General features: G+C 72.7%; 9 protein-coding genes and 1 riboswitch. Of the genes, 2 read left to right on the forward strand and 7 right to left on the reverse strand.

Annotated elements, in window-relative coordinates; translation table 11 throughout:
* Window positions 1-84: 84 nt before the first annotated feature.
* The 3 genes from DTL70_RS01600 to DTL70_RS01610 form a co-directional block, all read right to left on the reverse strand.
* Window positions 85-1,305, reverse strand: a complete 1,221-nt coding sequence (locus tag DTL70_RS01600; RefSeq protein WP_425470296.1) for an alkaline phosphatase family protein — start codon at window positions 1,303-1,305, stop codon at window positions 85-87.
* Window positions 1,302-1,910: a DUF5998 family protein gene (locus DTL70_RS01605; protein WP_114020004.1), complete on the reverse strand. Its 609-nt coding sequence runs from the start codon at window positions 1,908-1,910 to the stop codon at window positions 1,302-1,304. The genes DTL70_RS01600 and DTL70_RS01605 overlap by 4 nt, the downstream gene beginning before the upstream one ends.
* A gap of 70 nt (window positions 1,911-1,980) precedes the next feature.
* A complete protein-coding gene (locus tag DTL70_RS01610) occupies window positions 1,981-4,728 on the reverse strand; it encodes a bifunctional acetate--CoA ligase family protein/GNAT family N-acetyltransferase (RefSeq protein ID WP_114020005.1) in 2,748 nt (915 codons plus the stop codon).
* A 147-nt stretch (window positions 4,729-4,875) separates the two neighbouring features.
* Here DTL70_RS01610 and DTL70_RS01615 point away from each other — a divergent pair, with 147 nt between their 5' ends.
* On the forward strand, window positions 4,876-5,157 hold the full coding sequence (locus DTL70_RS01615) for an HPr family phosphocarrier protein (protein WP_114019415.1): 282 nt from the start codon (window positions 4,876-4,878) through the stop codon (window positions 5,155-5,157).
* Window positions 5,158-5,301: 144 nt separating this feature from the next.
* On the opposite strand, the gene DTL70_RS01620 is transcribed toward DTL70_RS01615, so the two are convergent.
* The 3 genes from DTL70_RS01620 to DTL70_RS01630 form a co-directional block, all read right to left on the reverse strand.
* A complete protein-coding gene (locus DTL70_RS01620; protein ID WP_114020006.1) occupies window positions 5,302-6,123 on the reverse strand; it encodes a M23 family metallopeptidase in 822 nt (273 codons plus the stop codon).
* 13 nt (window positions 6,124-6,136) lie between these two features.
* A riboswitch (cyclic di-AMP (ydaO/yuaA leader) is annotated at window positions 6,137-6,298 on the reverse strand.
* Window positions 6,299-6,512: 214 nt separating this feature from the next.
* Window positions 6,513-7,883: a M16 family metallopeptidase gene (locus DTL70_RS01625; RefSeq protein WP_114020037.1), complete on the reverse strand. Its 1,371-nt coding sequence runs from the start codon at window positions 7,881-7,883 to the stop codon at window positions 6,513-6,515.
* Between the two features lie 65 nt (window positions 7,884-7,948).
* Window positions 7,949-9,280, reverse strand: a complete 1,332-nt coding sequence (locus tag DTL70_RS01630; protein WP_114020007.1) for a M16 family metallopeptidase — start codon at window positions 9,278-9,280, stop codon at window positions 7,949-7,951.
* 348 nt (window positions 9,281-9,628) lie between these two features.
* Between DTL70_RS01630 and DTL70_RS01635 the strand changes: the two genes are divergently transcribed.
* Window positions 9,629-12,088 (forward strand): DNA gyrase/topoisomerase IV subunit A, encoded by a 2,460-nt coding sequence (locus DTL70_RS01635; RefSeq protein ID WP_114020008.1) that lies wholly within the window; start codon window positions 9,629-9,631, stop codon window positions 12,086-12,088.
* Window positions 12,089-12,239: 151 nt separating this feature from the next.
* On the opposite strand, the gene DTL70_RS01640 is transcribed toward DTL70_RS01635, so the two are convergent.
* Window positions 12,240-13,418, reverse strand: coding sequence for a CobW family GTP-binding protein (locus DTL70_RS01640; RefSeq protein ID WP_114020038.1), 1,179 nt, complete (start codon window positions 13,416-13,418; stop codon window positions 12,240-12,242).
* Between the last annotated feature and the right edge of the window lie 135 nt (window positions 13,419-13,553).

Below are 13,553 nucleotides of genomic sequence, written 5' to 3' on the forward strand. Positions count from 1 at the left end.
TGTGGGCAGGCTCTGGGCGGGCAGGGGGCTCTCGCGGGCGGATTCTCGCAGCCGGGTGCCGCGCGGGCCATGTGAGGCGCACCCTCAGGTGCGGACCTCCAGGAGCGGGACGAGCTGCTCGGCGGGGGTCGCCGAGCCGTGCATGCCGATCAGCTCGGACTCCTTGGGCTCCCGGCGGGTGGCGACGATGGCGATGTCGTCACGCATCGCCGCGACCACGTCACCGATCCTGCCGCTGACGCGCGGCTCGACCACGGGGCCGAACCAGCCCAGCTCGACGGCCTCCTGCCTGGTGGCCACCCACGCCTGCTCGGCGAGCACTTCGCGCCAGACCGCGTGGACGTCGCCTGCCGCGCCGGGGACGGCGTAGACGTGGCGCATCCGGCCCTCGCCGCCCAGCTGGGCGACGCCGGCGCCGAGCTCCCAGTCCTCGTCGAAGTCGAGGCGCGCCTCGGGGCGTTGCGGGATGTCCACCATGCCGTGGTCGGCGGTGATGTAGAGCGCCGAGCGGGGCGGCAGCTGCTCGGCGAGGCGCCTGGCGAGGCGGTCCACGTGGGAGAGCTGGCCGCGCCAGGCGTCGGAGTCCATGCCGTAGCGGTGTCCGTTGCCGTCCAGTTCGGCGTAGTAGGTGTAGACGAGTGCGCGGTCGGATGCGGCGAGGCGTTCGGCGGCCAGGTCCATGCGGTCCTCGGCGGCCAGCCGGCCGAGGAAGGTGCCGCCGGACAGGGCGATCTTGGTGAGCGGGGTGTGCTCGAAGTGCGGGGCCGTCACCTGGCAGGCGGCCACTCCGGCGGCCTCGGCCTGCTGGAAGACGGTCGGGTAGGGCTGCCACAGGTGCGGGTCGGTCCAGGGCTGCCAGCGCAGCTGGTTCATGAGCTGCCCCGTGGCCGGGTCGAGCGCCGTGTAGCCGGGCAGCCCGTGCTCGCCGGGGACGCGTCCGGTGCCCACGGAGGCGAGTGAGGTCGCCGTGGTGGAGGGGAAACCCGAGGTGATCGGCGCACCGGTGCCGTTCGCAGAGCCCGGCAGCAGGGAGGTGAGGAACGGGGCCTGCTCGGGGTGCGCTCTGAGCGCCTCCCAGCCCATGCCGTCCACCAGGAAGACGCAGGCGCGGTCGGCGGGCTCCAGCGGCAGTCCCGCGCTCATGCCGGGGACGCCGAGCCCTGCCGCGACGGAGGGCAGCAGGTCGGCGAGGGAGCCGGCGCCGTAGCGGGGCACGGGGGCCGTGCGCGGGTCCAGCGGTGCGTCCGTCGGCACGGCGTCGTGCGGTGCCGCGGGGTAGGTGTGGGGGGTGCTCTCGGGTGTCACTGCGAGGGTCCGACCCGGGTGCTCGGGGTACCGGCGGTGGCCTCGGACAGCGCCTGCGCGAAGGCGAGGGTCTGGCGGACGGTGTCGGGACCGTCTCCCGCCTCGCTGACGCGCAGCGACAGGTCGTCGGCCGTGGCCGAGCCCGTGTAGCCGTGGTCCGCCTCGCAGTTGGGGTCGCCGCAGGTGGCGGGCTCCATGTCGAGACGGGAGACGGCGCCCCAGCCGATGGTCAGCACCACCTCGCGGGGCAGGGTGCCGGGGGTGTAGGACTCGGGGTTGGCCACGACGCGGGAGAGCACGACGGAGGAGATCCGCTCCAGCTTCACGGACTCGGTCGACGTCGTCGCGTAGGGCGACGGAGAGGTGCCGTCCGCTGCCTGCTCGTCGGTGTGACTGACGAGGAAGCGGGTGCGGGTGAGCACCAGCACCGTGACGTGACGGCGCACCTCGTTCGAGTCGAACGTGGTCTCCTGATGCACAAGATAGGAGGCCACGGGCTCGCCGCCCACCGCCGCCTCGACGGCCTCGGCCACGAGAGCCGGGTAGTAACCGCTGCGCTCGATCGCCTCGCGCAGCCCCTGGGTCGTCGTACCGGTCTTCGCCATGACAGCCATCCTACGGGGCCGTACGGCGGCGCAGACCCGCCCGTTCCCCCGCGCGCACGCCCCGGGCCGGTCAGTACGCCGGGAGCCTGCGCGCCCCCAGGTCGGGACGGAGCCCCGGGTCGGCGACGCGGACCGCGGCGCCCAGCACCGTCACGCCCCGCGGAGCGACCACCACCGGATCGAGTTCCACGGCCAGCACCTGGGGATGGTCGTCCATCAGCAGGGAGACCCGCAGCAGCACCTCCTCCAGCGCGGCCGTGTCCGAGGGTTCGGCGCCGCGCCAGCCGAACAGCAGCGGCGCCGAGCGGATGCCGCGCACCAGAGCGGCGGCCTCCTTGTCCGTGACCGGCACCAGCCGGTGCGCCGTGTCCTCCAGCAGGTCGGAGGCGGTGCCCGCCAGGCCGAAGGAGAGCACGGCGCCGATGGCCGGATCGAGGGTCCCCCGGATGACGGTGCCGACGCCGCGCGGGGCCATCGCCTGGACGACAGGACGCAGCTGCTCGGGGGCGCCCAGCACGTCGGTCAGCTCCGCGTAGGCGCGCCGCAGCCCGGCCTCCCCCGCGATGTCCAGCCGGACCCCTCCCAGGTCGGCGCGGTGCCGCAGGTGCGGGGCCGTGGTCTTGAGGGCGACCGGGTAGCCGAGGCGGTCGGCCGCCCGGGCAGCCGCGTCGGCGTCGGGTGCGGCCAGCGCGGGCCGCACGTGGATCCCGTAGCAGCGCAGCAGCCTGGAGGTCTCCTCGTCGGTGAGGGCGCGCCCGCGGTCGGGCGCCGGCGGCGTCGCGCGGTCGAGCAGCCGCGCGGCGGCGGACTCCTCGGCGTCGAGGTCGGGCACCTTGCCCGGCGCCCCCGACTCGGCCCGCCACCGGGAGTGGCGCACCGCCTCGGCCAGGGCGCGGGACGCGCGTTCGGGTGTCGGGTAGGAGGGCAGGCCGCGGGCGGCGAGCGCTTTCTGCAGCCCTTCCATCGCCAGGTGTACGACGGCGACGGGCTTGCGCGGTGCGCCCTCGTGCGCGGCGACCGCGTCCGCCGCCTCCCGCAGCGCGTCGGCGAGGGCCTCGATGTGGCCGTCGGGCGGGGTGTCCGGCTGGTGGGTTCCGGTGCGGCCGGGCAGCTCGGCGGGGACGGTGGGCACGAGGGTGAGCAGCACCGCGTCGGTGGCCGCGTCCCTGAGCGCCTCGCGCAGCGCCCGGCCGAAGTCGCCGGGGCCCGCGCCGCCGGGCAGCGCCACCACGGGGCGGGGGCGGAGGCCGTCGTTGAGGCAGGCGTCGTAGGCCAGTAGGCTCATCGCGTCGGTGTTGCCGACGATGCCGACGTGCGGGCCCGCGGGCGGCGGCTGGTCGGCGAGGAGCACTCCGGTGTCGATCAGCTCGGTGAAGCTGTCGACCATCAGCACACCAGCCTGGCGCAGCAGGGCCTGGACGGTCGCGTCGGGCGTGCGGGAGGCCGGCGCGGCGTGTCCCGGCGGGGGCGCGCTGCCGCGCTGCCGGGCGCCCTTGACGACCACGAGGGGTTTGCGGGCCGCGGTGCGCCGCGCGAGCCGGGTGAACTTGCGCGGGTTGCCGATCGACTCCAGGTACATCAAGGCGACGTCGGTGTCGGGATCCTCGTCCCAGTGCTGGAGCAGGTCGTTGCCGGAGACGTCGGCGCGGTTCCCGGCGGAGACGAAGGAGGAGGGGCCGATGCCGCGCCGGTCGAGCCCGTCGAGGAGGGCGATGCCGATGGCTCCCGACTGGGTGAAGACGCCGATGCGGCCCCGCGCGGGCATCCGGATGGAGGGCGTCGCGTTCAGCCGCACGTCGGGCGAGGTGTTGATGAGGCCGAGCGCGCCGGGGCCGATGAGCCGCATGCCGTAGGAGCGGGCGAGCCGCACCAGGGCGCGCTGCTCGTCGCGGCCGACGCCCTCGGAGAGCACGACGAGCCCTTGGAGCGCCGCTTGGCCGCACTCCCTGACCACGTGTTCGAGCTGCTCGGCGGGGACGGCGACGACGGCCAGATCGACGCGCTCGGGCAGGTGCCGCACGGACCCGTAGGCGGGCACTCCGGCCACTACCGCAGGGCCTTCGGGGTCGAGCGCGTGGTTGACGGCGTACAGGCGCCCGGTGAAGCCGCCCGCGCTCAGGCTGCCCAGGGCCGCGCGCCCGGCGCCGCCGGGGCTGCGGCTGGCACCGATGACGACGACCGCGCCGGGGGCCAGCAGCCGGGCGACGGAGCGGGCCTCGGCGCGCTGTTCGCGGGCCTGCATCACGGCCAGGGAGCGTTCGGTGGGCTCCAGGTCGAGGGTGAGGTGGACGGAGCCGTCCTCGAAGCTGCGCTTCTGGGAGTATCCGGCGTCCGTGAACACCTTGATCATCTTGTTGTTGGCGGGCAGTACCTCGGCGGCGAAGCGGCGGATGCCGCGCTCCCTGGCGACGGCCCCGATGTGTTCGAGGAGCGCGGAAGCCACTCCCCTGCCCTGCTGGTCGTCGCGGACCAGGAAGGCGACCTCGGCCTCGTCGGCGGGTTCGCTCGCGGGGCGGCCGTGCGGGTCGATGCGGTCGTAGCGGACGGTCGCGATGAACTCCCCGCGGATGGTCACTGCCAGGCCGACCCGGTCGACGTAGTCGTGGTGCGTGAAGCGGCGCACGTCCCGGTCGGACAGCCGCGGGTAGGGGGCGAAGAACCGGTAGTACTTCGACTCGTCGGAGACCTGCTCGTAGAAGCTGACCAGGCGTTCCGCGTCGTCGGGGGTGATCGGGCGTACCTGCGCCGTACCGCCGTCACGCAGGACGATGTCCGCTTCCCAGTGGGTCGGGTAGGCGCGCTCCTCGGGGCTCGGCATGCGCTCAGCGTACGGCGGTGAGCGGGCTCACGGAGCGCTCGCGCGGTGCGTCGTATGGTCGCGGTACCACACAGACGACCGTGCGGTGCGCGAAGGCCGCCGTGCGAGACTGGTCTAGACAACCTCACCGACTCGAAGGGCAACACCATGGTTGAGCGCCGCGTCACCGTCGGCTGGGCCGAGGGGCTGCACGCCCGCCCCGCCTCCATCTTCGTCCGTGCCGCCTCGGCCGCCGGCGTTCCGGTCACCGTGCGGAAGGCCGAGGGCAACCCCGTCAACGCGGCCTCCATGCTCGGCGTGCTCGGCCTGGGCGCCGAGGGCGGCGAGGAGATCGTCCTGGCCTCCGAGGCGGACGACGCAGAGGCGGCCCTCGACCGGCTCGCGAAGCTGGTCTCCGAGGGGCTGGAGGAGCTTCCGGAGACGGTCTGAAGGCCCCCGCCGCACGTCCGCGGTCGGTGGGGGCCCACAGACGCGGAACGCGACGCGCACGAGCCCCCGGCCCAGCAGGCCGGGGGCTCGTCGCATGCCCGCGAGTGCGCCGTGCAGGCGTCGGACCTTGAAGCCGCGCCGGCGTCAGACCTTGAGGCCGTGCTGGCGCAGATAGGCGACCGGGTCGATGTCCGAGCCGTACTCCGGGCCCGAACGGGCCTCGAAGTGCAGGTGCGGACCCGAGGAGTTGCCGGTCGAGCCCGACAGGGCGATCTGCTGGCCCGACTTCACGCTCTGGCCGACCGAGACACCGATCGAGTTCAGGTGGCCGTACTGCGTGTACGTGCCGTCCTTGTGCTTGATGACGATGTTGTTGCCGTAGGCACCGCCGTTGCCGGCCTCCACGACCTCACCTGCGGCCACGGAGTGGACCGGAGTGTTCATGCCGGCGTGGAAGTCGATCCCGGTGTGGCTGCCGGACGACCACATGCCGCCGCCCTGCTGGTAGCCCGTGGAGACGTAGGAGCCCTCGACCGGCAGCACGTAGGCGTTGAGCTTCGCGCGCTCCGCGGCCCGTGCGGCCCTGACCTTGGCCTCGTGCTCCTTCTGCGCCTTCTCGGCGGCGGCCTTGCGCTTGGCCTCGTCGGCCTTCCGCTTCGCCTCGGCCTTCGCCTTGGCGGCCTCCTCCTTGGCCTCGGACTCGGCCTTCGCCTGCTCGGCCCTCAGCGCCTGGTCGTACGCCTGCTCGTCCAGGGTGTCCGAGATGGGGGCGGCGAGAGCCTCGCGCAACTGCGGGCTCTGCTGCAGATTGTTCTGGCCCTGCCCGCCGCCGGCGGCGAACGCGGGAGAGGCGATGGAGCCCACGACACCCACGGTGGCGAGGCCGGCTATGCCCGCCGCTCCCGCCGTGGCCCTGCGGGTCTTACTCGGGCGCCGGTGCTTCCCGGTGGCACGGGTGAACGCCATACGGAGGCGTACTCCTTTCCTTCCTTCTCGCCTACCGGGTTAGCTGACGGGTTCGGAGCAGGAAGGTCTCCTACGGACCGCCTCTTTTCGAGGCCGTCCGATTCACCCCATGGGACAAGGTGGGTCCCCGGTCCCCCTCGGGCAGTTCCCCTCGGGGATTCGGCGATCACCGTCCGTCGGCCGCGGGTGCGGTCACTTCTGACGGACAGCGGCCACGACGCTAGACGGCGCCAACTCCGAGCGGCAAACAAATCCCTGGCTTTGTCATCTTCGCCACACTCCAACTCACCACAACCGCAACAGAAACGGACATCGCGAAGGGCCCGGAAGGAGTGATTCCTCCTCCCGGGCCCCACTTTCCCCCGCTGCCGCGCCCCGGGACGGGGACGTCAGGAGCCGGAGACCACCTTGACCTCGCCGATCCCCAACTCCCGCACGGAGTCGGCGATCTGGGACGCGTCACCGACGAGCACCGTCACCAGCCGGTCCGCCGGCAGCGCGCTGACCGCGGCGGCCGTGGCCTCCACCGTGCCGGTCTCGGCCAGCTGCGCGTACACCCGCGCCTGGTAGTCGTCCGGCAGGTACTGCTCCACCTGGTCGGCGAGCGTGCCGGCCACCGCGGCCGCCGTCTCGTAGCGCAACGGGGCGACACCCACCAGATTGCGCACCGCCACGTCCCGCTCCTCGTCCGTCAGCCCCTCGGCCGCCAGCACACGCAACACCTGCCACAGGTCGGCCAGCGCGGGCCCCGTGACATCCGTGGCGACCGAACCGCTGATGGCCAGCATGGCGGCCCCGCTGCCGTCCTCGGCCGAACGCAGCACCTGCCCGAAGGCCCGCACCCCGTAGGTGTAGCCCTTCTCCTCGCGCAGCACCCGGTCGAGCCGGGAGGTGAGGGTGCCGCCCAGGCAGTAGACGCCCAGCAGCTGCGCCGGCCACACCCGGTCGTGCCGATCGGGGCCGACGCGCCCGATCAGCAGCTGCGTCTGCACCGCACCCGGGCGGTCCACGATGACGACGCGGCCGGTGTCGTCCGCGGAGATCGGCGGCATCGCGCGGGCCTCGGCCGCCGTACCGGTCCAGGCGCCGAGCGTCTCGGTCAGCGCCTCGTCCAGATCCACGCCCTCCAGATCGCCGACCACCACGACCGTCGCCGTCACGGGACGCACATGGGCCTCGTAGAAGGCGCGGACGGCCGCCGCGTCGATACGGCTCACCGTCTCCTCGGTGCCCTGCCGGGGCCGCGACATCCGCGACGTGGCGGGGAAGAGCTCCTTCGACAGCTCCTTGGCGGCGCGGCGGGCCGGGTTGGCCAGCTCGTGCGGGATCTCATCCAGCCGGTTGGCGACCAGCCGCTCCACCTCGCCGTCGGGGAAGGCGGGGGCGCGCAGCGCGTCCGACAGCAGCCCCAGCGCCTTGCGCAGCCGGGAGACCGGCACCTCCAGGGAGACGCGCACGCCCGGGTGGTCGGCGTGCGCGTCGAGCGTGGCGCCGCAGCGCTCCAGCTCGGCGGCGAACTCCTCGGCCGTGTGCTTGTCGGTGCCCTCGCTCAGCGCGCGGGCCATCAGGGTGGCGACACCGTCGAGCCCCTCGGGCTCCGCGTCCAGCGGCGCCATCAGGTTCACCTCGACGGCCACCACCTGCTGGCCAGGACGGTGGCAGCGCAGCACCGTCAGCCCGTTGGGCAGCACATCGCGCCGCGGCGTGGGAAAGGCCCACGGCTTCGGCGTGCCGCCTGCGGGCTGGGGGTGGAAGTCCATGGTCGTGCCCGCGCCCGGCACGGTGCCCGCCGGGGCGGTGCCCGCCGGCGTCTGTGGAGTCTCGCTCACTGCCCGCTCTCCTCGTTCTCCTCGGCCTCGTTCGCCAGCGGCTCGTAGACCAGCACGGCACGGTTGTCGGGGTGCAGCCGCTGTGCGGCGATCTCGCGCACCTCCTCGCGCGTGACCTCGAGGACCCGGCCCACCGCCGTCAGCGCGAGCTGCGGGTCACCGAAGAGGACCGCGTACCGGCACAGTTCGTCCGCGCGGCCGCCGACCGTGGCCAGCCTGTCCAGCCACTCGCGCTCCAGCTGGGCCTGGGCGCGCTCCATCTCCTCCGCGCTGGGGCCCTCCTGCGCGAAACGCCGCAGCTCGTCGTCGACCGCGGCCTCGATGTCGGCCACCTCGGCGCCGCTGGACGCCTTCACGTCCAGCCAGCCCAGGGAGGGGGCGCCCGCCAGGCGCAGCATGCCGAATCCCGCGGCGACCGCCGAGCGGTCGTGCCGCACCAGCCGGGCGTAGAGGCGGGAGGACTCGCCCCCGCCGAGCACGGTCAGCGCCAGGTCGGCGGCGTCCGCCTCACGCGTGCCGTCGTGCGGCAGCCGGTAGGCCGCCATCAGCGCGCGGGAGGGCACCTCCTCCTCGACGACCTCGCGCGTCTCCTCGCCCCGCACCTCGGGCAGCGAGCCGTCCCGCGGCGGCTGCTTGCCCTCGTGCCCCGGGATGGAGCCGAAGTACTTCTCGACCCAGGCCAGCGTCTGCTCCGGGTCGATGTCGCCGACGACCGCCAGCACGGCGTTGTTCGGCGCGTAGTTCGTACGGAAGAACTCCTGCGCGTCCCTCAGCGAGGCGGCGTCCAGGTCGGCCATGGACCCGATCGGGGTGTGGTGGTAGGGGTGGCCCTCGGGGAAGACCATGGCCGTCATGCGCTCGAACGCGGTGCCGTAGGGCACGTTGTCGTACCGCTGGCGGCGCTCGTTCTTGACCACGTCCCGCTGGTTTTCCAGCGACTCCTCGTCCAGCGCGGCCAGCAGCGACCCCATGCGGTCGGCCTCCAGCCACAGGGCGAGCTCCAGCTCGTGCGCGGGCATCGTCTCGAAGTAGTTGGTGCGCTCGAAGCTCGTGGTGCCGTTCAGGGAGCCGCCCGCGCCCTGCACCAGCTCGAAGTGCCCGTTGCCCTCGACCTGGGCCGAGCCTTGGAACATCAGGTGCTCGAAGAGGTGTGCCAGGCCCGTGCGGCCCTTCACCTCGTGGCGGGAACCGACGTCGTACCAGAGGCAGACAGCGGCGACGGGGGTCAGATGATCCTCGGAGAGCACCACACGCAGGCCGTTGGCCAGCCGGTGCTCCGTCGCTGTCAGCCCACCGGTGGCCGGCGGGGGCGTGGCCGTGTGACCCATGGGCGGGGAGTCCCTTCCGCTCGCGGAGGTTTCCCGGCCGGACGCCGGGAACTGCCGACCGCCCGTGCGTCTCACGCGACCGGCGGTGCTGTCACTGTATGCAACCACGCCGACAACGTGCGAAGTTCCCGTACGGTCTACCGAGCGGCCGGCTGTCAGTGGAGCGGTCCACAATGGTCGCGCGAAGCCGCACGCACGCCCGGACCCGAGCACAAGCCCGGACCCGGGCACAGCAGCGCACCCAGCACGAGCGCGCGCGACAAGCGCGCGTACCCGAGAGCAGGCGCCGTGAACAAGCGCCCGCACACAAGAGCGACAGCACGAAGCAGCGAAGGAGCCGCAGCCGCGATGGCCCGCCGCAGTAAGAGCCGTACACCGGCACCGGAGCCCGGAGAGGACTTCGAGGAGCGCATCCTCGACATCGACGTCGTCGACGAGATGCAGAGCTCCTACCTGGAGTACGCGTATTCGGTCATCTACTCGCGCGCGCTCCCGGACGCCCGCGACGGAATGAAGCCCGTACAGCGCCGGATCCTGTACCAGATGCACGAGATGGGGCTGCGCCCCGAGCGCGCCCACGTCAAATGCGCCCGCGTCGTGGGCGAGGTGATGGGAAAGCTCCACCCCCACGGTGACAGCGCGATCTACGACGCGCTGGTGCGCATGGCGCAGGACTTCTCCATGCGGCTGCCGCTGGTGGACGGGCACGGCAACTTCGGCTCGCTGGGCAACGACGACCCGCCGGCCGCGATGCGGTACACCGAGTGCAGGGCCGCCCCGGCCGCCGGTCTGATGGTCGACTCGATCGACGAGGACACGGTCGACTTCGGCGCCAACTACGACGGCAGCGAGCAGGAGCCCGTCACCCTGCCGGCCGCCTATCCGAACCTCCTGGTGAACGGCTCCGCCGGGATCGCGGTCGGTATGGCGACCAACATGCCGCCGCACAACCTGACCGAGGTCATCGCCGCGGCCCGGCACCTGATCAAGCACCCGGGCGCCGACCTGGAGACCCTGATGGGCTTCATCCCCGGGCCCGACCTGCCCACGGGCGGCAAGATCGTCGGCCGCGAGGGCATCCAGGACGCCTACCGCTCGGGCCGCGGCACCTTCAGGATCCGCGCCACGGCGACGGTCGAGCAGGTCACAGCGCGGCGCAAGGGCGTCGTGGTCACCGAGCTGCCGTTCGCCGTCGGCCCCGAGAAGGTCATCACCAAGATCAAGGACCTGGTCAACGCGAAGAAGCTCCAGGGCATCGCGGACGTGAAGGACCTGACCGACCGCGAGCACGGGCTGCGGCTGGTCATCGAGATCAAGAACGGTTTCCACCCCGAGGCCGTCCTCAGCCAGCTCTACAAGCTGACGCCGATGGAGGAGTCCTTCGGCATCAACAACGTCGCGCTGGTGGACGGGCAGCCGCTGACGCTCGGCCTCAAGGAGCTGCTGGAGGTCTACGTCGACCACCGGTTCGACGTGGTGCGCCGCCGCAGCGAGTTCCGCCGCAGCAAGCGGCGCGACCGGCTGCACCTCGTCGAGGGGCTGCTGGTGGCGCTCGTCGACATCGACGAGGTCATCAGAATCATCCGGTCGAGTGACAACGCCGCCGACGCGAAGGCCTCCCTGATCTCCCGCTTCGAGCTCAGCGAGATCCAGACCCAGTACATCCTCGACACCCCGCTGCGCCGGCTCACCAGGTTCGACCGCATCGAGCTCGAGGACGAGCGCGACAAGCTCAAGGCGGACATCGAGGCGCTGACCCGCATCCTGGAATCCGACGCGGAGCTGCGCAAACTCGTCTCCTCCGAGCTGTCCGGCATCGCCAAGAAATACAGCACCCCGCGCCGCACCGAGATCCTCGACGCGAACGAGGCGCCGGTGATCGCCGTGCCGCTGGAGGTCGCCGACGACCCCTGCCGGGTCATGCTCTCCTCCACCGGACTGCTCGCCCGCACCGCCAGCGGCAGCACGGAATTCGCCGAGCCCGCCAAACGCGCCAAGCACGACGTGATCGTCTCCGCCGTGCCCGCCACCACCCGCGGAGAGATCGGCGCCGTCACCTCCGGCGGACGGCTGTTGCGGATCTCCGTCGTCGACCTGCCCCAGCTCCCCGACTCGGCCACAGCGCCGAACCTGGCGGGCGGGGCGCAGGTCTCGGAGTTCCTCACCCTGGAGGGCGGCGAGACGCTGGTCTGCCTCACCACCCTGGACGAGTCCTCGCCCGGCCTGGCGATCGGCACCCAGCAGGGCGTCGTCAAACGCGTGGTGCCCGACTACCCCACCAACCGGAGCGATTTGGAGGTCATCACCCTCAAGGACGGGGACCGCATCGTCGGCGGCGCGGAACTGCACACCGGCGAGGAGGACCTGGTCTTCATCACCGACAACGCCCACCTGCTGCGTTACCAGGCGAGCCAGGTCCGCCCCCAGGGCCGCCCCGCGGGCGGCATGGCGGGCGTCAAGCTGGCCGACGGCGCACAGGTGCTGTTCTTCGGCGCCATCGACCCCGCCTCCGAGGGTGCCGTCTTCACGGCCGCGGGAGCGGAGGGCACCCTCGACGACTCGCTGAGCACGGCCAAGCTCACCCCGTTCGACCAGTACCCGCGCAAGGGGCGGGCCACAGGCGGCGTGCGCTGTCAGCGTTTCCTCAAGGGCGAGGACCGGCTACGACTGGCCTGGGCGGGCTCCACGCCGGCGAGGGCCGCGACGAAGACCGGTGCCCCGGTGGAGCTGCCCGAGCCCGACCCGCGCCGGGACGGCTCGGGACTCCCGCTGACGAAGCAGGTCGCGGCGGTGGCCGGGCCCGTGTAACGGTGCACGTGGGGTGAGGACGCGGCTCGCCGGGCGGGTGCAACGGTGCACGTGGGGTGGGGCCGCGGGTGACCGGGCCGGTGTGCGGTCCGGAATGGCAGTCCGGCTGCTGTTCCGGGCGCCCCGTGCGCGGCGTACGGGGCGTACCGAGTTACGGGGTGCGGATCCCGTACCCCTCCGGCTCCTCCGCGGTCTCGTCGAACTCAGCGGGCTCAGCCGCTTCGGGGGCGTGCACGTCCGCGTCGTCCTCCTCCGAGCGGGCGCGATCCACGTAGCGGAGCACGCCCCACAGGGCGCGCTCGTTGAGGGGTTCGCGTCCCGCGGCACAGTCGCGGAGCCCCGCGCGGAGCGCCTCCGCGTCCACGCCCGCTCCGATCATCACCAGTTCCGTGCGCCGTTCGGCGTCGCGCGGCAGCCGCCGGGGCGCGAAGCGGAGGAACCCGCCGACGGCGTGCAGCTCGTACAGGTTGTCCGGGTCGGCGGAGCCGAAGTCGACATATCCCTTGATCCGGTAGAGCTTCTCCGGCCTGCTGTCCAGGAATTCCAGGAAACGGCGCGGGTCCATGGGTTCCCCAGCCGTGAACTCCACGGCTTCGTAGGCCGCGTGCAGGTGCGCGCCGTGTGTCCCGTGCATCCCGTGCGCGCCTTGCGCGCCGCAGCTCTCCTCGCCCCCTCCCTCATCCTCGCCGTACAGCAGGGAGTCGAACGAGAGCTGCTCGACGGGTGGCCGGGGCCGGTGCACGCGGTCGAACAGCAGCTGCGGGTCGACACGCCCGAAGGAGGCGGGGACGACGGGCCTCCCCGGGGCGAGCCGTTCGAGTTCCGTGCGCAGCGCCTCGTACCGCTCCTCGGGCACACGGTCGGCCTTGTTCAGGACGAGCAGGTCGGCAGCGGCGACATGCCGCTCCAACTCGGGATGGCGGGCGCGTACCGCCTCGAACTCGGCGGCGTCCACCACCTCGACGAGCCCACCGTAGACGGTCTGCGGGCTTCCTCCGGCCAGCAGCATCCGGATCAGCGTCTCGGGCTCGGCCAGCCCGCTCGCCTCGATCACGACGACGTCCATACCGACCGCGGGGCGTGCGAGCCTCTCCAGCGCCTCGTCCATGTCGCTCGTGTCCACGGCGCAGCACAGACAGCCGTCGCCGAGGGAGACCATGGAATCGACCTGCCCCGAGACCGCCATCGCGTCGATCTCGATACTGCCGAAGTCGTTGACGAGCGCGCCGATGCGCGTGCCCCGGGCGCTGCGCAGCACATGGTTGAGCAGGGTCGTCTTCCCCGAGCCGAGGAATCCGGCCAGCACCACGACCGGAATCCGGCCGCCCACCGCGCCCCGGTCCGTGGACGTGCGGACGTCCCCCGCATCCCGCTCCTGGCTGTCCTCCGTGCTGCCCACTCCGCCTGCTCCCCTCCTGTCGTCGCAGCTGAAACGGGTGCCGATGGTAGCCGAGCGGCACGGCGG

The organism is Streptomyces diacarni, assembly GCF_003323715.1.
Classification (GTDB): Bacteria; Actinomycetota; Actinomycetes; order Streptomycetales; family Streptomycetaceae; genus Streptomyces; species Streptomyces diacarni.